A 20,509-nucleotide genomic window follows, 5' to 3' on the forward strand; every position below is an offset into this window, starting at 1 on the left:
TTCATGCAAATGCCCTATTTTCTTAACCGATTCAAAACAGCTTATTTCTTCGCAGTATTGACGAACTGTGTTGTATAAGCCGATTTCCAATTGGTTTTGGCATTGAGTAAACCTGCACCCACCATAAAGTCACGCGTTGCTTTCCAACGGGCATCGGTCATCACACCAACACCCATTTTTTTTGCATCGCCACCGTCAATTAAATTGCGTTTACGCATTTGATCTACAGCAAAAGCCAGTAGCTCATCATTCATATTTGGATTTTCTTTTTTAATTACTGCATTTCCTAATTTCGGATCTGCTAAATAATTTTTCCAACCCTCCATCGAGGCTTGAACAAAACGGCGCAGCACATCTGGCTTTGCTTGAATCACATCATTGCGTGTAACCAAAATACCGCCATAAGCAGGATAACCAGCATCGGCAAATAAGAAGAAATTACTTGAAGGTTCAGCTTTTTTCGCTTGTAACACTTCTGAAGTCGCATAGGCTTGTTGCGCAACATTTTTCCCTGCAAGGAATGGCTGCATGTTAAATGTATATGGACGTGCTTGAGCTGCATTTAAATGATATTTGCCTTTCAACCAAGGCCACCAACTTGCTTGACCGCTCGTCGAGACAAGAATCGTTTTTCCTTTCAGATCAGCTAAAGATTTAACATCGCTATGTGTGAGTATGCCTTGTGGATCAAATTGAAATGGTGCAGCAATCGCTTTGATTGGGAAATTGCTTTCAATTCCTTTAAGAACTTGTAAATCGTAATTAATAATAAGGTCTGCACGTTTTGAGAGTAATAAAGTCATATTGTTGACTTGTGGCCCGCCGATTTTAATATCGACATCTAGACCATATTTTTTATAAATCCCTTGTGCTAAAGCTTGATAGTAACCACCTTGTTCAGCTTGTGCATACCATGTGGTTTGTAGAACCAATTTATCGGCAGCTTGAGTAAATGAACTGAATAATAATGCGCTTGCAATGACAGTTAATCGTCCTTTGCCTACATAGTGCTGAATTTTCATAAGTAAGACCCCTAAATATGTATGAACTCATTTCGCTATTCTTTTAGGGGAATCAAAACCAAATGTATAAAAGCACACAGATTCTCTCAAAGCCAAATAATGACTTTGTCCCCAAAAGAGGAACAGCTAACGCTGTAGAGCAATGTCCCATGTGTAATACACACTAACCGCTTATACTCACTTATGATTTAGCAAACACCATGCCAGTATTTATTTAATAGATATTTTTCATATAGATAGATTAACAGACTAGATTGCATATTGATGTTAGCTATTCATTCTTCACTAACATCTGCGCTTTATTCTGAATTATTTTAGATAAAAAAATAAAATGCACCATTTTAAGTCCATGCCATGCGCAAAAAAGAATCAAATATTAAATTAGCCACCAAACCTATTGATTTATTTTTAGCTAAACAGTCGAAAATCTAAGACTTTTTATATAGCAATCTCGTTCATGACTTATTTATAAACATTGGTATAGAAAATGCTTATATAGATTTGTCAGAGTAGAAGCGTTCAGCATATATCTAAAAATATATGTGGGTCATTGCTCAGAAATAAGCTCACTTTCTATTGATTTAGAAAGTGTTGCTCTTTTTTGAAATAATGACCCAGTCACCTTCCATTCAATTTGATTGGGTCATGGTCTATCCAAAAATTGAGGTGAAATATGAATGCAAACATGACCAACTTAGCCGAAGAAAATAACTACAACCTCGAAGAACTCCAGAAAGAATCTCGCATGGGCGCTTTAGGTCAAGAAACATTTGAACGTGAAGTTCGCGTGATTGATTTATCTGACTTCGAACAACGTAAGTATGACATAGCAGATCAGCTCTGGTCAGCCGCAACAGATATTGGTTTTTTTCAAGTTTCAAATCATGGCATTGATTTAGATCAAATCAAAAATGCCTTTGAAATGACTGAAAATTTTTTCAATCTTCCTGAACACATCAAAGCACAATACCCATTGAACCGTAATGCGGGCTGGGAAAGTAAAGCGCAAATTCGACCATCCACCAGTACGCCTGATCAAAAAGAATCTTATCAAATTACTCGTCCACGCATGGCAGGCTTATATCCAAGTGAACAAGAATTACCGACATTTAAAACAACCATGCTAGAGTTTGAAAAATCTTGCTGGCAAGTCGGTATGAAAATATTATCTTGCTTCGCCTACAAACTTGGCTTTGCAGATAATTTCTTTGCGCTTGCGCATGACCCCGACCAAGAAACCTATCAAAGTACCCTGCGGATGTTGCACTACTATGCAATCGACCCAGCCATTAAAGATCAACTTGGTTTATGGCGTGCAGGTGCACACACTGATTTTGATTGCTTAACTTTATTGTTCCAGCGTAAAGGTCAAGGCGGCTTGCAAGTCTGTCCTGGTAAAGATATGGAACAACAACAATGGACTAGCATTGAACCGAGAGATGATGTCATTACCTGTAATATCGGCGATATGCTGATGCGTTGGAGCGATGATCAATTGCCATCTAATTTCCATCGTGTAAAAAATCCTGAAGCTCATGAATATCAAGGCGCACGTTATAGTTTAGCTTTCTTCTGCCAAGCCAATGAAGATGTGGTGATTGAAAGTCCTAAAAAGAAATACCCTGTGATCACGGCTAAGGAATATTTAAAGCAAAGAATTAGTGCAAATTTTGAAGGAAAATACTGAGTAAATTTGCGGTCAGAGACTCACTATCTCTGACTGCAACTGTTGTTCAATAATCCAACATGACTGAGCCAAATGATGCACATCACAATTTTTGCCCTCACCGATACGATCCACCACTAAAAAATCACTTTTGGCTTCTAAAGTAATGAGTGGATGGTGCCAAATCCCTTGGTGATAAGTCACACCCTGCTTACCGTTGGTGAGAAATGCATAGATTTTTTGTTCATTCGGTTGCGTTTGATCTAAAGGAAGCGCCACGATGACTATAAATTTTTGCTGCTGTAGTGGGATAAACGACTGTGAACCATAAGGATGACGCTCCAGCATGTCGATTTTAAATGGAATCTCTGTTGCAGATAAATTATGGAAAACACTGATCCCCACAGCAACATTGTCGCCAAACACTTGTGCAATAGATAATGCATGATAGCGCTCTGTTAAACCTTGATTAATCGGAAAAAAATCATGATTTTCTTTTTCAATCACATCGCCAAAAGCTGCGAAGTTGGCTTGAGTTAATGGCTGAATCTGGATACTTTTCTTCATAGATTGATTTTCACTTTAATACCTTGAATTTAATTTAAAAGTTATCTAATTCTTGAAAAATGATTAGCAGAGTCATTCTGAGATATCATCAAATCTCAGGATAAACCTGCGGTTCGCCCTACCTTACGAAACGTTGTTTCTCATTTCGGGAAAAGTAGGCAAAACCATTTGTTAGAATGACATTACGTCCATGTAATGCAGTCCAACGGGTGGCATCCATGCCGCCTACGCGATAGTAAATAAATACCTAAATTTCATATCTAATACTACTTAATAATTTTTCCCCATAAACGAATGCGACTAATCCCACCATCAGGAATCATATTTACACGGATATAATTCACTTTTTGATGCTGTAAAACTTCTGCAAGATATTCATGAATTGCATCCATGGATAAAGGTTGCTGCTCCAATAAAAAAGACCAAAACATACTTTGAGGAATCAATTGCGCATCGGTTGCATCCTTAACATACGCAGCTTGGATTGAACAAAATGCAGGATAATTTCCTTTAAAATAAGCGGTATCAACTTCAATTTTTTCAACATGACCTGCCTGCCCTAAAGCAATAATGCACCAATCAAATCCGGGTTCACGGCGACGCTTGGTTTCCCATCCATCACCCATATTGATGCCACGATCAGGACTTAATAAGTTATCGGGATGACCAAAATGTGCATCACTATAGGCAACAATTCGCCCACCATTTTTCAATCCAATTAGATCCATTTGCTGAGTCGTATCTACATGCTCTAAAATGACATTTCCATAGACACGTAAACGGGCAATTCCCCCGTCTGGAAAAATATTGATGCGGATATGCGTAATCTTTTGAGGATGACACTCAAAAAAATGATGATGATCAGGTGACAATACTGAGTTTTCTAATAATGAAATCCACTCCACCTGATCGAGTTGCTCATCAGGTGCATAACATCCTTCAATTGACGCCGATGCAGGATAATTTCCTGTGAAAAATGAAGTATCAATGTCAAAACCAGAGACTGTTCCAGTAACTCCTAAACGGACAACACACCAGTCATAGCCTGCTTCGCGTTTACGTCGTGTTTCCCAACCATCCATCCATTTACCATTGTCATCATATTTACCTTCGATGAATTTGGCTAGTTCAGTTTGAAGCATTCTTTTGGCTTCTGCGAAAAAATCATCTGAACAAGACACAATGGTTGCACCAATTCGGGTATCAGCCAAATTCGTTAAACCCTGTAAATGATCTGGTAAAGTTACTGTTTTCGCTATATGCACCGTCATTGATCAATCCTAAATATTTTTACTTCAATTCAATTATGCAAAATCCAGTCCAACTGGTCTGACCTGTTATAAAAATATTCCTAATTTTTAATTGAGTCACTAAAAAAATCGTAATTTTTGTGTAGAATCAAACTGTTTATTATTTTTGGATGCGTCGCCAATGAACCCACAAGCTGTGCTCAATGGAAAATCATCTCAGGTGACTGAGCAAGCTGTGGAAGTGATTCATCAACGCATTCAACAAGGCAGCTATGCGATTGGATCAGCCTTGCCCTCGCAACGTGATTTAGCGGCACAACTCGGCATAAGCCGCGCCTCTTTACGTGAAGCCCTGACTCGTCTTGCAGCCTTAGGTCTCTTAGAAATCAAAGCAGGTAAAGGCGTTTATGTCATCTCACAACATAGCCAAGCGGCTGAACAATGGGATGGAGAACATCGAGTTTCATTAAAAGACTTTTATCAATTACGCTATGTACTTGAAGGCTTTTGTGCCCTACTTGCATGTGAATATTTAACTGAACAAGATAAAACAATATTGCAGCAATATTATGAAAATCTAGCACATGCAATCAAAGAACAGGACTGGCAAGCCGCTTCTGAATTTGACTATGCGTTTCATCAACATGTGATCGAGTTGAGTCACAATCAATCTATTATTCAAACTCTTAAAATGCATACTGAATGGATTAAAAAGAGTCAAATTCTTCCATTTGTTCAACCAAACTTAGCATTCAAGACCATTCAAGAACATGATTTGATATTGCAAGCACTTTTCCAACAAGACGCACCTGCTGCTGAAAAAGCCATGCGCGCACATATTATTGGTGCTGCACAAAGAGCTGGTGTTTATTTTTCTCGACATGATAGCTAAACGTACGCAAATTAACTTTGAATATGTCTAGCCGATAAGATCAGTACAAGTTGCACCACTTTATTTCACGTTCTGAACAATGATATTGCGCCTCACCCTATCTTGCATTTTAATGATGCAAAACAACTGGTATGACCAGTAAAACCAGTTTATAAAATTGGCACGCTTCTCGCTTAATACTCCTTAGAAATTTTTGATGTATTGATAAAATATTTAAGGTCTTAAAAATGAATATTGCGATTGTTGGTGCAGGTATGGGCGGTTTAACGGCTGGTATCGCTTTAAAAAAGTTTGGTCATCAAGTCACGATCTACGAACAAGCTGCTGAGATTCTACCTGTTGGAGCTGCGATTTCACTTTGGTCAAATGGTGTAAAGTGCCTTAACTATTTAGGGCTGACTGATCAGATTCAAGCATTGGGCGGAGATATGCAATCTCTTGCCTATGTTGATGGACTGAATCAGCACACCATGACTCAATTCAGCTTAACTCCACTCTATAAAGAAGTTGGGCAACGAGCCTATCCTGTTGCTCGTGCTGATTTACAACAATTATTGATGCAGCAATTTGGTCTGGAAGATATCAAACTCGGTATGAAAATGATGGCAATTGAAGATCATGCTAATCATGTCTGTTTGCATTTTCACGATGGTTCTCAAGTCCAAGCTGATCTTTTAATTGGTGCAGATGGCACACATTCAATTACACGTAAATTTGTTCTTGGCTATCAAGTGGAACGCCGCTACGCAGGCTATGTAAACTGGAATGGTTTGATTGAAATTAATGAGGCTATTGCACCAGCACAACAATGGACAACTTATGTAGGTGAAGGAAAACGTGTATCTCTCATGCCTGTCGCGGAAAATCGATTCTATTTCTTCTTTGATGTACCCATAGAGGTCGGTTTACCTAACCAACGTGATCAATATAAAACTGAATTAAAAGAGCATTTTCAAGACTGGTGTGCACCTGTGCATCAATTGATTGATTGCTTAGATGAGCAAAGAACCAATCGTGTCGAAATTCATGACATTGAACCTTTTATGAATTTTTATAAAGGTCGCGTGGTGTTATTAGGCGATGCGGCGCACAGTACGACTCCTGATATAGGTCAAGGTGGTTGTCAAGCGATGGAAGATGCGATTTACTTGGCACGCGCTTTGCAAATAAATACTTTCGGATTGGATGATGCGCTTGAGCGTTATCAAAATAAACGTAATGATCGCACCAAAGAAATGGTACTACGTGCGCGTAAACGTTGCGATGTAACACATATGAAAGATCAAAAAGTGACTGAAGAATGGTATCAATCACTCTATACAGAACAAGGATCACACATCATGCAAGGAATTATTAGCAATATTGTGGGAAATCCTTTAGATTGATAACAACAAGTTTTAACTCCCCCCTTCAATGGGGGCTTTTTTTGTCTAAATAATTCTAAAATATCATTTTCACTAAAACTCCATCGCAAGTAGAAACTACTCACTATTTCACCTCAATATCCATCATCATAAGATATATTGGAAGCAAACAAGTCGACTTCTTCTTTTAAAATAAGTGGTTTTAGTCGTTTAACTTCATTGTTATCTATGATTGCTATTGCATCCATAGCTTTTTTTAGTTTGGGTGATCTTATCCAATCATTATTCCATAATTTGATACTATTCTTTCCTAGAACTAAATCACAAATTGGCTCGTTATAAGAAATATTCTGATCAATAGGTAATGTTGCTCTCTGAATCCATATTTCCATGTGACCAGTATTTGGAATCTTAGAAAATTTAGCCTGTATCTTTAAAATTAACATTTTCTTTTCTTTTTTATCATTGATGAAACTAATTAATAGACTTAAAATTGCGACACTTATTGAATAAGTACGGGGGTTTTTATATGCAATATCTATGATTATTGAAATCAACACTAAAGGTTGATGTATCACTTTTGTTCTAACAAGTCTACTATGAAAATAATTTAATGCTGCGCTAAGGCTCCCTGAGTTTGGAAATTCAAGTGCATGATCATATATAATTAATAAATGTTTCTGTATATTCTTATCAATCTGTTTTTTCTTTATCCACGATAATTTATCTAACTTTATAGAAGAATAAATAACATTGTCATTTGACCTTGTCTTAGACTGATTTAATTTCAAACCTAAATCAATCATTATTTCAGTCAAAAACTTGACAATTTTTTCACCATCCTGTGGATTATTTACAAAAATACGGTAATCATCTCTATAACGTAAAATTGAATAATCTTTTATTTCTTTACCATCTTTTTTAATTCGATCGGTTAACTCACTATCAGCAAAACCTAAAACAATCTCTGCTATAAAATCCATTAATACAGAACCCTGAGGTATACCATTGGTTTGACCATGACGCATGTCTTGAATATGACCATCAATAATATTACCTATTAAGGTTTTGTCTAACCTCTTAGCTTTTGCAACTTCTTTCTTATGCAATGCCCATGCAATTGAATGAGTATAAATAGAGCTATAGCAATCAGTTAAGTCCGTTTCTAACATATACTCATAATCTAAAGATTGCTCTATTGAATGCTGTTCAATCTCCTGCCACCAATTTAATATTTGCTCTGCTTTATCTACTTTATTTGATAAAGATTGTACAGGTATACTTAGGCATTGGATTTTTTCATTTTTTCTAAAAAAGTTAAATCTTCCTTTTATCTCATCCCACACATCTTCTTCTGTTATCTTATGTACAAGTGATACATACAATGCAGGGTGGATAAGTTGTAATGGTCTCCATGCATATCTTCCATCTTTATTATTCAATATAGAGTAATTTACATCATCATAATCTCTAGGATTTTTAGATTGCATATCCTTTAAATTTTTTCCAATTAATATTTTATTGACTTTAGTTAATAGCTTTTCAAAGCATATATACTTAGGAAAGTCAATATTACAATAACTTTCTTGTTTTAGAAAAAATTTTCTAGCCTCAATATGATCTAAATTAAGAACTGATTCGCTTCTCAAAGAACTCATAAAAATAATCTGTTTCAATTTATTTGTTCTTAAAATATCAAATTTCGAATAAATCTAATAGAAATATAATCAATTTAACTTTTCTAATAATTCTAAAAGCCCATTTCATAGCTGAAATAGGCTCTTGTGATTTCAGAAAAAATTAAAACTTATAGCTCAATGTAAAGCGGTTTTGTAAAAAGTCTTTTTCATAACGTGGTGAAGTTTGGATACCAAAGAAATTACTCACACTGAAACCTTTTAAAGCACCTGTAAAATTATAGATCCCGAAAATCATATATTCAGATTGATTTCGACTTGCTACATTCTCTTTTTCTTTCAAATCCATAAATGAATAACGTGCCCCTGCGATTACTTGATCAGTTACTTTACCTTCAAGTGAAAGCATAAATGCATTTCCTGCACCGAGATCTTGTGTGCTGGTAAAAAATGGTTGTGCGAAGATTTCCCCTGAAGAAGTTTTGGTTGCGTACGGCGTTAATAAAGCACCATTTAAATAACTTTCGCTGTCTGGTTTGATGTAGTTATAGGCCACTTTCAAACTCGCTTTAGACAATACTTTCAACGCAGCTTGTGCACCAAAAATTTGACTATTCACCTCACCTGCCAATGCTTTGCCTTGATCTTTACCTGAAATATATTGCACAGAAAACTCTGGCGAATAATTTAATTTGGGAAAAGATAGATCGGCTTGAGTATAGATCAAACGCGTGTAATCATCATAATCTTGATACCAAAGCTGCGCCTTTAATTTTTTATCACTGGCTAAATCAAAACTTTTACCCAGACCAAATGACCATAAACCATCTGTTTCGATATTTGAGTTTTGACGAGATGTCTTGGTAAATTCATCTTCGCCATAGCTTTTGTATTTATTCACCTTAGTTAGACGTAAAAAGTCAGTATTATTGCCGACCTGAACATCTGCGGCTTGGTATAAATACATCAAAACACGACGGTCTGCATAATCTCCCATAAACGGTAAATTCAAACGTTGATTACCAATGGTGACTCGCGCAAGATCATTTTTCCAAGTCAAATATGCTTCAGCTAAACCATCACGATCTTCTTTTAACTCGTCAACTTCATCATTTTGATTTTTATCATCTAAACGACGTTGTAAGTCATAACCAACCGCTGCTTGTACACCGAGAAATGGCGCTGTTTCATATCGAACATAACCACCAATGGCGACCGTATCTTGGTTCAAATTATTGACAAAATAACCATTATTTAACGAGTAATAGGTCGATTTCACTACACCATGTAGCGTTCCACATCCCAACATTGCTTGTACGGATTGCACTGAATTATCTTGGACTTTACAGTCCTGTCCTAAATTAAAGAGTCCATTTAAGCTGGTATCCGCAGCCCAAACCTGATTCATACTCCCCATTGCAATCAGCAAAGTTGCAGATTTCAAAGTAAAATTTTTCATAAAGTTCCCCGAATGATGCATTTAAAAATCAACTCAATCCATTTTTTAAGTTGTCAAAACCCCAACTTTTAACTTTTTTGAAGTCAAAAGCTCCCCAAGACCTATTCAAAATTGAATAAGCGATTTTTAAATGGTTGATGATTAAAATTAAAAACGTTGCTTGTTAAAAACTGAGGTCGTTAAGATTGAAATTAATGACCTGAATTTACAGGTAGTGTTGCAACTTCCGAAGACTTCTTGGTAAACGGTAAGTGGTTAAACACAATATTTAAGAAAATTGCAGTAAGACAAGCGGAGCTAATGCCTGAATGAAGAAGTGTTTGTACTCAAATCGGAAACTGTGCATAGAACTCATGATTTACGATTGGAATCATCCCGATAGCTAACGAAGTCGCCACAATAATTAAGTTCTTGTGATCGTTATAATCAACTTTCGCCAAAGTACGAATACCACTCGCCGCCACTGTACCAAATAACACGATTCCCGCGCCCCCAAGTACTGGCATTGGTATCGAAGCCACTAAACGACCTACGATTGGCAATAATCCCAACACGATTAAGATTCCACCCGCAGTTGCAACTACAAAACGACTTTTGATGCCTGTAATCGCAACCAGTCCTACATTTTGGGCAAATGCGGTTTGCATAAATGAACCAAAGATCGGTGAAACTGCACTCGACAACATATCTGCACGCAAACCATCGCCGATACGTTTTGAATCAACTTTAGTGCCCACGATCTCTCCGATCGCAATAATATCCGCTGTTGTTTCCGTCATGATGACTAAAGTCACGATAGTCATAGATAGAATTGCAGAGAATTCAAAAACTGGAGAACCAAAGTGGAAAAAGCTAGGTAAAGCAAAAATAGAACCTGATGCAACTTTTGAAAAATCTGCAAAGCCAGCGAAATAAGCCAGAATCGTACCCAATACAATAGCAATTAAAATTGCCAGTCGACGTAGAATTTGACTGCGTAACATACTAAAGATGATCACGATTGCCAAAGTCATAACAGCAAGTCCGACATTTGCTGGATCACCCCAATTTTCTGCCTTTGGATTTCCCCCCATAATCCAACGAATCGCTACAGGTGTTAGAGATATACCGATCATGGTAATCACACAACCCGTCACGACGGGCGGAAAGAATCGAATGATCTTGGCAAAAAAAGGAGTCAGAAATAATCCGATAATCGAAGCCACAATGACAGCACCAAATGCAGATGGTAGCCCACCACCAGTACTGACAATGGCAAGAATCGTGGCAACCCCTGCAAACGATACCCCTTGCACAATAGGTAATTTCGCCCCGAAATGTTTAAAACCAATGGTTTGTAAAACTGTGGCAATTCCCCCGACAAACAGTGCTGCAGCAACCAATAATGCGATTTCCGAACCGTCTAAACCTGCAGCTGCACCAATAATCAGTGGTGGAGCGATAATTCCGCCATACATGGTCAACACATGTTGCAAACCATAGATGATATTTTTGTTCATCCCCAAATATTGATGTTCTGCTGAAACATCCATATCGACATCACTGTGCACTTTGTCTTGATGCATGAAGTTATTCCTCAAATAAGATTAATCATGTCTACATCGGTTAATTTCTAAATTAGCTGCCACGGTAGGTTGAGTAAGAAAATGGACTGATTAATAGCGGTACGTGATAATGCTGTTGTGTATCAAGCACTTTAAAATCAATGCACACTCTCGGATAAAAACTCTCTGTATTTAACGATTGAAAATAGTCTGAAATTTCAAAAATCAGTTGGTAATTCCCTTGCGTAAAAGACTCAAACTCAAATGCTTTAATACGTCCATCAGCATCCGTCTGTTGCTCATCAGATAGCATGTATTGTTGCTCTACTTTTCGAAACAATTTGACAGTAACTCCAACTGCTGGTTTTCCGAGTGAAGCATTTAGAATGTGTGTACTAATACCAGCCATTATTGAATCTCCTGTTTTAAGCGAATAAGTGCAATCTCAGCCAATTGTTGCTGAACTTCTTGCTGCTCCTGCACCACACTATTGTTTAAACGGCGTTGTAGCTCAGCTAACATTTCTGCGCCAGTTCGCCCTGCCGCACGAATTAAAAATATATGTCCAAATTTAGATTCGTAATCTAAATTGCCCTGATACAGTGCTTGTTGAAGCTCTTCATCTGTCCCAAGTTGCCCTTGCTCTTTGGCTGAAAAGCGCTGTTCTTTTTCAGACAATGCACTCGCTGCTTTTTTCTCACCGATCCGAGGGTGCTGCGCTAAAGCATTTGCTATCTCAGACCATTGCCAAGTTTGAGCTTGAACTTTGGCAGTCTGATACAATGCATCACGAGTCGAATACGGACGATGTTGAACTAAATGCTCAATCCATGAATGAATATGGACACATGGGCTTAATGCCGCTTCGGCATGCGCTGTATCCAATTGATTGAATTGTTCCAAGTCCATTTTTGCTCCAATTTATTGCATTGTCTGACTGGTCTGACCAGATGTGTTTATATTAAGCAATGAATATGCCAATTTTATAGTTTGGTTTCATCTTTTTGATTATCAATTATGAGATTTTATAAAATACATGGCTTGCATGATTTAAATAAAAAAGCCTGCAAAAATAAAATTTTGCAGGCTTTAGAACAGATCAATTAAACGCTTAATTTAAGCTATAAGCAATCACATAATCACCATGATCTGGCGATTGACGTGCACCACCAGCGGTAATCAATACATATTGCTTCCCTGATTTAGGGGAAACATAACTAATCGGTGTTGCTTGGCTACCCACTGGTAAACGAGACTTCCATAAGACTTTACCTGTAGATGAATCTAAGGCACGTAAATAGTAGTCTTGTGTCGCAGCAAAGAAGACTAAACCACCTTGCGTTGCCATCGGCCCACCGATCGTTGGCATCCCAATTGGTGCTTTAAGCCCCATTTTGATTCCCATTGGACCAGTATCTTCTACAGTACCCATTGGAACTTGCCATGCAATTTGACGCGTTTTCATATCGATTGCAGTCATTGTTCCATACGGCGGTTTTTGGCATGGAATATTCAACTTGGACCAAAAGCGATCTTTGTTAACTTTATATGGTGTACCTTTCATTGGTACTGCACCCATACCTGTATTCACTTTCTCACCACCATTGGCTTCAAGCGCTAAATCTTCAGGTGTCTGTTCAATTAACTGAATCCATAAACCTAAACGCATGTCATTCACAAACATGTATTGATGACTTGGATCAAACGCAATACTGCCCCAATTCATACCACCCAAGGAGCCTGGGAAACTTAAAGATTTGTCTTTGCCAGGTGCTGTATATAAGCCTTCGTAACGCATCGATTTAAAATTGATACGACACATCAGCTGATCAAAAGGTGTCGCACCCCACATATCAGACTCAGTCAAGGCTGCATTACCAATTTGTGGCATTTCAACTGATCGAGGTTGCGTTGGGCTATATTGTTCACCTTCGATGTCCGCTGGCTTGACAGGTTGTTCAATCACTTTTGTCAAAGGCTGACCTGTTAAGCGATTTAAGACAAAGAATTGACCTGATTTAGTTCCAATTACAACAGCAGGTTTATTGCTGCCATCTTTCATCGGGAAGTTCACCAAACTTGGCTGCATCGGTAAATCAAAATCCCATAAGTCATTATGAACCGTTTGATAAACCCATTTTTCTTTACCTGTTGTCGCATCTAAAGCTAAAACAGATGAATTGTATTTATGATCTAAAGGTTGACGATTGCCACCCCAGACATCGACAGATGAGCTACCCATTGGTAAAAACACAGTATTCATTTGCGGATCATATGACATCGCTGCCCAAGAGTTCGCTGAACTACGTTTGTATGTTTCACCTTCTTTAAGCATATAGTTTGGATCAGGATTTCGTGGATCAAACACCCAACGCAATTCACCTGTAATGACATCGTATGCACGAATTACCCCACCCGGCATATCTGCTGCAAAGTTATCTGCAATTCGGCTTCCAACGACGAGCACTGTTCCCGCAATCGTTGGCGCTGAAGTTACTTCAAAACGTGGCGCTTTGGTACCCTCGCCTAAACCTTTGAGTAAGTCCACCGTACCGTTTACACCGAAGTCTTTGCAGCGTTCACCTGTATCCGCATTTACTGCAATTAATCGCCCATCTGGTGTATTGGTATACACACGTCTTAAACATGCTGTATCTGTTGCAACCGTTTTAACGGGTGTCGCACCAGCTAATATTGGCTGGGCTAAAGGTTGAGTCGAATCAAAATAAGCAACACCACGACAACGTTCCCACGCATCCGCTTTTGAATTAACTTCTGCTTTCCACAATTGCTTGCCAGAGTCAGCCTCTAAAGCAAAAATATTGTTATGTGGTGTACACAAGAAAATCTTATTGCCGACTTGTAAAGGTGTCATTTGATCCTCTGCACCATTGCCTGTACCCGTCGTAAAATCACCTGTACGAAAACGCCATACTTCTTTTAACTGATGAACATTATCTCGAGTAATTTGATCTAATGCGGCAAAGCGACTACCTCCCGAATCCTGTCCATAATGCTGCCAATTGGTTTGCTTCATGTCTGTTTTAACTGGAACTAATGGTAGCTCCTGACCTGAAGCCGAAACTGTCGCATGAGGTTGGAACATTTGGTAGAGACCGACGCACATGCCTAGAACAGTCAGCATACCAAAGCCATAAGCAGCTAAATCAGCACTCGGTTGAATTTGATAACGACGAATCGAGGGTAATGTAAACATCAACGCCGCAAACAAACCCGCTGGGAACATCAAACGTGAAAATAAGGGCCAAAATTCCCAACCCGCATCAAGAAGTGACCAAATAATCGTACCGATGAACACTAAGCTAAATAGCCAAACGCCAACTGCTTTCTTTTTAAAAATGAAAATTGCTGATGCTAACGTAAATACACCAGAGATCACGAAATACCATGATCCTCCTAATGTTACTAGCTTAGCGCCACCGACTGTAAAAAACAGTCCTGTGAGCAATAATACTAAGCCTAAAATCAGACACCATATCTTCAGTATGGTATGTGAGCTTGAAGATTCAGACATACGTCATACTCCTATATTAGAAATTCACTCGCATGCTCAATCCAGCAACCCAAGCATCATCTACCTCTTTTACACCCGCAGGTTGATGAATATATTGTAGGTTTGGTCTTAACATGACTGCTGGTGACCATTGATAGCTATAGTTCAGCTCAACATTGAGTTCATCTCGTTGAACTGGGACATAATCTGTTGCGAATGCATCATATTCGTCATAACCACGACTCGTATTCGTTGCGATTTGACGATCTTTATAACGGTCATTGACTAAATAATTTGCAATACCAAAACCAATCGAATCATTTGGACGACTATCAAAAGCCCCTTTGTACCAAAGTGCGAGTTGCTGAGTGCTTTGAACTGCCGTAGTGGCTTTATCATTCACAACGACATTAAAACTGGCGTATAAACCGCGTTTTGTATCGTCGCCTTTCTGCGTGAGTTGCTGCTGAGTATTCAACCAAAAACTATGCTTGCCATCATGGACTTTATCGGTCGTCGCAATATCATTTGCTTCAGCAGTCGAATACAACGCACCAACCTTATATTCTCCCGGCAAACCATTAAATATCGTAAGTTTAGGTCGCCACGCTAGTTCTACTGGAATCGTTGCGCCTTTCACGTTATCCATATCCAAATTAAAACCGTCACTGTCTTTTTCGGTTTTTACATTGTCAGGATTTACTTCATAGACACCGACTCCAAGCGTCCATTCAGGGGAAAACTGATACTTGAAATTGGTTCCCCAAATCCCTACAGGCCAGTTGTACCAAATAGATCCTATTGATTTTCCAAGCTGGCCACCGCATAGCAGTAGATTTTGGAATTCACATTGCGAACTATTAAAGTCATCAGACATGCCCATACGTCCAATCTTGAATTGAACCGTATTATCAGCAAAACCTTTTTTTACCCATGCTTGGGTTAAACGCCAGATTTTGCCTCGACCATAAATTTCTTGTGAGTTACCTAATGCACTTGAGCGTGGGTCTTTAATCTGCTCAAGAGTCAGCGCATTACCATCACGTTTTGTAATGACAATATTGGCTGTTGTATCTTTCCATCCTGCAATTTTTTCTAAATCAAAATTTGCACCCAGCGCTAACTGTGCTGCATTTTTAAATGTGTTGGTATCGCTATATCCGCCATCTAGATTGGTCGCCCCTTGGCTCATAATCGATGCAGTAAACTTATAACCTTCTTGTTCAAGTTGTTGGCGTTGACCATTCCAATCACCAAGTAGCCATTGACGATCTTGTGACCACGGTTCATTCGCAAAGCTGCTTTGCGCTGTACAGATAGCAACTGCCAAACAGCTTAATTTAATCAATAACTTATTTGAGTTCATAAAAAGCCTCCGTGCTTTCTTATTTCATTTTTAGCGCTGTACTAAGTTCAGATGTTGCACCGAGTTGATCCGTTACATTTGCAGTTAGAGATGCTACTTTTGTTGTTGGTTTCCATGAAACATTAGCCTCACCTTGTGCATTGGTCGCAGCAACGATTGAACCTAAGTAAATCTCTGCTTCATTTGAACTCGTTAAACGATTGCCAAATAATTCAACTTGATAGCGCTGGTTTGGTTGCCCTATTACAACCACATTCACTTGTCCTTTTGAGAAACTCAATTTCGGTGCTTGAATTGCTTGGTTAGGCTGCGCATTACAGCCTTGCTCATTTGGCTGTTGGCAAGTTTTCTGTAAATTTGCAGGATCAATCTTCACACCATGCCCACGAGAACCCACAAAATGCGCATGTTCTAAGCCCGGAACATCAAAAACTATCGCGCCTAAACGTTGATTTGGAACACAACTCCCACCTGCCTCACAGCGTTTAATATCTTTGGCGTTATCCCAAATTAGATTTTTAGTCAGTGTGATATGTGCATTTGCATCTTTTTCTGAACGAATGGCGATTCCTATACGATTGCCATGCACTTTGTTGCTATCCAAAATATTGCCATCACCCGTCAAGTTAAAACCATTTGAGTTATTGGTGAGTTCGTTGTAGGCGATATAGTTACGTTTACCCCAGTTGATTTGTAAACCATCTGAATAATTCTCAAATTTATTCCCAACCACAGCATTATCATTCCCCCAAAGAATTTCTATGCCTTGTGACGGCTCTGGGTTTGCTGAAGTTGAAATAAAATGATTATTTGCGACTAAGTTAAATGCCGCACCACGTGTTAACTCAAGCCCATCACCATTGTCTTGGAAATAGTTATCGAGCACTTTATTGTTATTGGTCGTCGTTGCAGTTGGATTGCCTTTGCCATCATCACCCGTCAGCATTACTCCTGCACCACCATAGTTATGCATAATGCGGTTGTTTTGAATGACGTTATTACTCGCACGATTCATCAAAATACCAATACAGAAATGACGAATCTCTAAACCTTGGATAGTTACGCCATTAATGTCACGTAAAACAATTCCCGGTAAAGTTGTCGTTCTAACATTAGTACCAAATTGCCCTGCAACTGCTCCTGGACAAGCTTCTACTCCTGTGCCTTTAATATAGTTTGAACCATCAATCGCGATATGCTCACCAGTTTTGGCCCACTGTGTACCAATAATTTTTACTGGTGCTTTAATTTCTGGAAGCGGACTACTGACCTTAATTGCATAAGGTGCTTTTCCTACCGCTTGGATCAAAATTTCACTGCTTACAGTCGGCTGAGTATTTGCCTGCTCTATCGCCCAACGTAATGAGCCTTTTTCAGCATCATCTTGATAACGATCAACCACATACGTTTCTGCTGTAGCCAAACTAGATATAGCCAAACCCATCGCTAAAGTACTTAAACGTAAAGAAGTCAATTTCATGTCTAACAAATCCTTTTCAATTATTGTGTCGGTTGAACCGTTTTTAAAAACTGCTTTAGTTGAGTTACATCAATTTGACCTGGTGCTGAAGCTTCGCCAATCATGCCAAAACTAAAGCTACCGCCCATATTTGCTGTTGCAATTCGGGAAATCGTTCCAAGTCTTCCCATTGACATTGTGAGTAGTGGCTTCTTGGACAACTCACTCACTTTTAAAGTTGCATTCATCAAAGTGAAGACATCTTGTTTGCTTTGTGGCATGACTGCGATTTTTAAAATATCTGCCCCGAGTTCATCTTGTTTTAATAAGCGTTTAACGATCTCATCTTCACTTGGCGTTTTTTGGAAATCATGATTCGACATGACGATCAGTACATTTTTATCATGCGCCAATTTCACGATATTTTTGAGAATCTGTTGGTCACGAAACATTTCAACATCCAACATGTCCATAAGAGGATGTTTTAAATAAGCTTGGTAAGTTTTTCCATAATCAACATCGCTAATCGTTAGCTTGCCACCTTCGTTATGCGTACGAATCGTCGCAATCATAGGCTTATTGCCTAGAATCTGTTTTAGCTCCTGACCCAATGCAATCACTTGTTTAGTTTCATTCGCAAAATCAAGTAAATCGATACGAAACTCAGCCAAATCTACATCTGGATTTGCCGCAATCACTTTTGCTTGTGCCAAAGCCTGATCTTTAGTTTTCGCTGTGATCGGTACAATTGTTTTAACAGGTGATTTCACCAACTCAGCCAATTGAACTGGGCTGTGCGCATTTTCTTGTGCCTGTACCATTTGAACCGCAAAAAAAGGGCTTACAAGCAGTATAAACGCTGCCAGTGTTTTCATTTTCATTTTCATCTTCATCATCCTTAATGGATTGCCCGTCTTTCCCAAGACAAAGCAATCTTTCGTTATTAACTCTTAAATATCAAAAAACACAGTTTCATCTTCACCTTGAATACGGATATCAAAGCGATAAACAATTTCACCATCGACTTCTGTACGTTTTGCAATCAGTGTCTGCCGACGTGTAGCCCACTCGATGCTATTTAAAACAGGATCGTTCGCATTGGCATCTGCTTCATCTTCAAAATAAATACGCGTATGCAAACCAATGTTGATACCACGAGCAAATAAAGCCACTGCGATATGCGGTGCTTGGATCGTACCTTTACGTCCTGAAACTGAACCCGGTTTTACGGTGTTAAAACTCCAGAAACCAGTTTCAAAATTTGCGCCTGTGCGTCCCCATCCATGAAAATTTGGATCAGCAGTTTTTGCTTGTGTATCAGCCTGACTTGGATAAACCCCATTGGCATCTGCTTGCCAGATTTCCAGTAATACATCTCTTAATGGCAAACCAAGCCCATCAAACACTTGACCTTCAAGACGAATACGCTCGCCCTGAGTTTGATCATTTACCAACTGATTATTGAAGTTATGTTCAAAGACTTCGATATTGGCTTGTTGAGGTAATAAACCGATATGAACATAAGGACCACCTGTCTGTGATGGTGTCTCTTTAAGTTCCTGAAAATTCCACGCGTTCATTCTGTCACTCCATTAAGTCAAATCATTTTCAAAATAAGTCGCACGACGACCACGAAGATGAATATCAAAGCGGTAGCAACGGCTATCTGATTCAATGAAATTATTTTTGTCTTCCAACGCGATCAAAGCACGACGTTGATCCTCAGATGGAATGGTTTTTAAAATTGGGCATGAGTCAATTAAGGTATCGCCTTCAAAATAGAACTGCGAAATCAAACGTTGTGCCCAACCATCAGCTATAAGAGAAAAATGGATATGTGCAGGTCGCCATTCATTGATACGGTTACGCCAAGGATATGGGCCGGGCTTAATGGTACGGAAAATATAGAATCCATTTTCATCAGTTAATGTACGACCACACCCACCAAAGTTAGGGTCCATTGCACCAATAAACTTGTCATTTGGATGACGATAGCGACCCGATGCATTGGCCTGCCAAACTTCTAATAAGGCATTTTTTACAGGGCGACCAAACTGATCACGCACATAGCCATGAACGATGATTCGCTCACCAATCGGCAGACCTTCTTTGGCATAATTCAAAATCAAATCATTGTCTTTAGGCCCAAAAATACTTGGCTTAAAATGCGGTGAAGTCACCTCAGTCAATGTTTCATTAATCGAAATCAATGCATTATTTGGCGAGCGTAATACACTGGTTTTATAGCCCGGTGTATATGCTGGCGGATGATCCTCTGTATCGCGTTGCGGATATGCACCCAATGTGTGATTTAACATGACAGTCTCCTTAATCTTTAGCTTGTACTGAAACGGGTTGCACATCTATTCCAAGCTCTTTGAACACTTCTTCAGCCATATGCATGGCCGCATTTGCGGCTGGTAACCCTGCATACAATGAGCTATGTAAAATCAGTTCTTTAAGCTCATCCTTGGTCACCCCGTTGTTAAAGCAAGCACGTAAATGCATTCTCAATTCATCTTCTCGTCCCAAGGCCAATAAAATGGCGATGGTGACTAAACTACGGGTATGGCGTGGTAAACCTTCCCGTGACCACACTTCCCCCCAAGCAAACCGACTAATAAAATTCTGGAAATCTTGATTAAAATCATTCAGGTTCTCTAAAGAACGACCGACATGTTTTTCACCAAGTACTTCTGTACGGACTTTGAGTCCTTGTTGATAACGCTGCTCATCATTCATTGGCGTTGTCCTGATATCGAGAGATTT

The 20,509-nt window shown here is 38.9% G+C and carries 17 protein-coding genes and 1 pseudogene; 3 read left to right on the top strand and 15 right to left on the bottom strand.

The window, feature by feature from the left end:
• Positions 1-41: 41 nt before the first annotated feature.
• Entirely contained in the window at positions 42-1,022 is a 981-nt protein-coding gene (locus B4237_RS07335; protein ID WP_278595624.1) for an ABC transporter substrate-binding protein, read from the bottom strand.
• A gap of 673 nt (positions 1,023-1,695) precedes the next feature.
• Between B4237_RS07335 and B4237_RS07340 the strand changes: the two genes are divergently transcribed.
• Entirely contained in the window at positions 1,696-2,709 is a 1,014-nt protein-coding gene (locus B4237_RS07340; protein WP_286942482.1) for an isopenicillin N synthase family dioxygenase, read from the top strand.
• A 12-nt stretch (positions 2,710-2,721) separates the two neighbouring features.
• On the opposite strand, the gene B4237_RS07345 is transcribed toward B4237_RS07340, so the two are convergent.
• Both B4237_RS07345 and alc read right to left on the bottom strand, forming a co-directional pair.
• Positions 2,722-3,255: an ureidoglycolate lyase gene (locus B4237_RS07345; RefSeq protein WP_278595626.1), complete on the bottom strand. Its 534-nt coding sequence runs from the start codon at positions 3,253-3,255 to the stop codon at positions 2,722-2,724.
• A 266-nt stretch (positions 3,256-3,521) separates the two neighbouring features.
• The gene (gene alc / locus B4237_RS07350; RefSeq protein ID WP_278595627.1) at positions 3,522-4,526 is read right to left on the bottom strand and encodes an allantoicase; all 1,005 of its coding nucleotides are present in this window, start codon (positions 4,524-4,526) and stop codon (positions 3,522-3,524) included.
• 160 nt (positions 4,527-4,686) lie between these two features.
• On the opposite strand from alc, the gene B4237_RS07355 reads away from it, so the two are divergent.
• Positions 4,687-5,397 carry a FadR/GntR family transcriptional regulator gene (locus B4237_RS07355; RefSeq protein WP_061519317.1) on the top strand — a complete coding sequence of 237 codons (711 nt, stop codon included), beginning with the start codon at positions 4,687-4,689 and terminating at the stop codon, positions 5,395-5,397.
• Positions 5,398-5,624: 227 nt separating this feature from the next.
• Positions 5,625-6,782 (top strand): FAD-dependent urate hydroxylase HpxO, encoded by a 1,158-nt coding sequence (hpxO, locus tag B4237_RS07360; protein ID WP_278394386.1) that lies wholly within the window; start codon positions 5,625-5,627, stop codon positions 6,780-6,782.
• A gap of 113 nt (positions 6,783-6,895) precedes the next feature.
• On the opposite strand, the gene B4237_RS07365 is transcribed toward hpxO, so the two are convergent.
• The 12 genes and pseudogenes from B4237_RS07365 to pcaC all read right to left on the bottom strand — a co-directional run bounded on the left by B4237_RS07365 (position 6,896) and on the right by pcaC (position 20,482).
• Positions 6,896-8,437 (bottom strand): RNA-directed DNA polymerase, encoded by a 1,542-nt coding sequence (locus tag B4237_RS07365; protein ID WP_227499172.1) that lies wholly within the window; start codon positions 8,435-8,437, stop codon positions 6,896-6,898.
• A 124-nt stretch (positions 8,438-8,561) separates the two neighbouring features.
• The gene (locus tag B4237_RS07370) at positions 8,562-9,857 is read right to left on the bottom strand and encodes a hypothetical protein (protein ID WP_278595628.1); all 1,296 of its coding nucleotides are present in this window, start codon (positions 9,855-9,857) and stop codon (positions 8,562-8,564) included.
• A 191-nt stretch (positions 9,858-10,048) separates the two neighbouring features.
• Positions 10,049-11,422, bottom strand: a pseudogene (locus B4237_RS07375) (nucleobase:cation symporter-2 family protein).
• A 52-nt stretch (positions 11,423-11,474) separates the two neighbouring features.
• On the bottom strand, positions 11,475-11,810 hold the full coding sequence (gene uraH / locus B4237_RS07380; protein ID WP_007482939.1) for a hydroxyisourate hydrolase: 336 nt from the start codon (positions 11,808-11,810) through the stop codon (positions 11,475-11,477).
• Positions 11,810-12,310, bottom strand: coding sequence for a 2-oxo-4-hydroxy-4-carboxy-5-ureidoimidazoline decarboxylase (gene uraD / locus B4237_RS07385; protein ID WP_278595629.1), 501 nt, complete (start codon positions 12,308-12,310; stop codon positions 11,810-11,812). The genes uraH and uraD overlap by 1 nt, the downstream gene beginning before the upstream one ends.
• Positions 12,311-12,512: 202 nt before the next feature.
• Positions 12,513-14,936 (bottom strand): glucose/quinate/shikimate family membrane-bound PQQ-dependent dehydrogenase, encoded by a 2,424-nt coding sequence (locus B4237_RS07390; RefSeq protein WP_278595630.1) that lies wholly within the window; start codon positions 14,934-14,936, stop codon positions 12,513-12,515.
• Between the two features lie 16 nt (positions 14,937-14,952).
• Complete coding sequence (locus B4237_RS07395) at positions 14,953-16,281, bottom strand: carbohydrate porin (RefSeq protein WP_278595631.1); 1,329 nt, start codon at positions 16,279-16,281, stop codon at positions 14,953-14,955.
• Between the two features lie 19 nt (positions 16,282-16,300).
• Positions 16,301-17,755, bottom strand: a complete 1,455-nt coding sequence (locus B4237_RS07400) for a right-handed parallel beta-helix repeat-containing protein (protein ID WP_278595659.1) — start codon at positions 17,753-17,755, stop codon at positions 16,301-16,303.
• 26 nt (positions 17,756-17,781) lie between these two features.
• The gene (aroD, locus tag B4237_RS07405; protein WP_286942512.1) at positions 17,782-18,615 is read right to left on the bottom strand and encodes a type I 3-dehydroquinate dehydratase; all 834 of its coding nucleotides are present in this window, start codon (positions 18,613-18,615) and stop codon (positions 17,782-17,784) included.
• A gap of 75 nt (positions 18,616-18,690) precedes the next feature.
• On the bottom strand, positions 18,691-19,320 hold the full coding sequence (gene pcaG / locus B4237_RS07410) for a protocatechuate 3,4-dioxygenase subunit alpha (RefSeq protein ID WP_278595632.1): 630 nt from the start codon (positions 19,318-19,320) through the stop codon (positions 18,691-18,693).
• A 12-nt stretch (positions 19,321-19,332) separates the two neighbouring features.
• Positions 19,333-20,058: a protocatechuate 3,4-dioxygenase subunit beta gene (gene pcaH, locus B4237_RS07415; protein WP_278595633.1), complete on the bottom strand. Its 726-nt coding sequence runs from the start codon at positions 20,056-20,058 to the stop codon at positions 19,333-19,335.
• 10 nt (positions 20,059-20,068) lie between these two features.
• Entirely contained in the window at positions 20,069-20,482 is a 414-nt protein-coding gene (pcaC, locus tag B4237_RS07420) for a 4-carboxymuconolactone decarboxylase (RefSeq protein ID WP_023014361.1), read from the bottom strand.
• Between the last annotated feature and the right edge of the window lie 27 nt (positions 20,483-20,509).

It is taken from the genome of Acinetobacter sp. UBA6526 (genome assembly GCF_002434875.1).
GTDB lineage: Bacteria > Pseudomonadota > Gammaproteobacteria > Pseudomonadales > Moraxellaceae > Acinetobacter > Acinetobacter venetianus.

Coding starts and splice junctions, on each gene's coding strand:
- B4237_RS07335 (WP_278595624.1), bottom strand. CDS start 1,022: ATGAAAATTCAGCACTATGTAGGCAAAGGACGATTAACTGTCATTGCA.
- B4237_RS07340 (WP_286942482.1), top strand. CDS start 1,696: ATGAATGCAAACATGACCAACTTAGCCGAAGAAAATAACTACAACCTC.
- B4237_RS07345 (WP_278595626.1), bottom strand. CDS start 3,255: ATGAAGAAAAGTATCCAGATTCAGCCATTAACTCAAGCCAACTTCGCA.
- alc (WP_278595627.1), bottom strand. CDS start 4,526: ATGACGGTGCATATAGCGAAAACAGTAACTTTACCAGATCATTTACAG.
- B4237_RS07355 (WP_061519317.1), top strand. CDS start 4,687: ATGAACCCACAAGCTGTGCTCAATGGAAAATCATCTCAGGTGACTGAG.
- hpxO (WP_278394386.1), top strand. CDS start 5,625: ATGAATATTGCGATTGTTGGTGCAGGTATGGGCGGTTTAACGGCTGGT.
- B4237_RS07370 (WP_278595628.1), bottom strand. CDS start 9,857: ATGAAAAATTTTACTTTGAAATCTGCAACTTTGCTGATTGCAATGGGG.
- uraH (WP_007482939.1), bottom strand. CDS start 11,810: ATGGCTGGTATTAGTACACACATTCTAAATGCTTCACTCGGAAAACCA.
- uraD (WP_278595629.1), bottom strand. CDS start 12,310: ATGGACTTGGAACAATTCAATCAATTGGATACAGCGCATGCCGAAGCG.
- B4237_RS07390 (WP_278595630.1), bottom strand. CDS start 14,936: ATGTCTGAATCTTCAAGCTCACATACCATACTGAAGATATGGTGTCTG.
- B4237_RS07395 (WP_278595631.1), bottom strand. CDS start 16,281: ATGAACTCAAATAAGTTATTGATTAAATTAAGCTGTTTGGCAGTTGCT.
- aroD (WP_286942512.1), bottom strand. CDS start 18,615: ATGAAAACACTGGCAGCGTTTATACTGCTTGTAAGCCCTTTTTTTGCG.
- pcaG (WP_278595632.1), bottom strand. CDS start 19,320: ATGAACGCGTGGAATTTTCAGGAACTTAAAGAGACACCATCACAGACA.
- pcaH (WP_278595633.1), bottom strand. CDS start 20,058: ATGTTAAATCACACATTGGGTGCATATCCGCAACGCGATACAGAGGAT.
- pcaC (WP_023014361.1), bottom strand. CDS start 20,482: ATGAATGATGAGCAGCGTTATCAACAAGGACTCAAAGTCCGTACAGAA.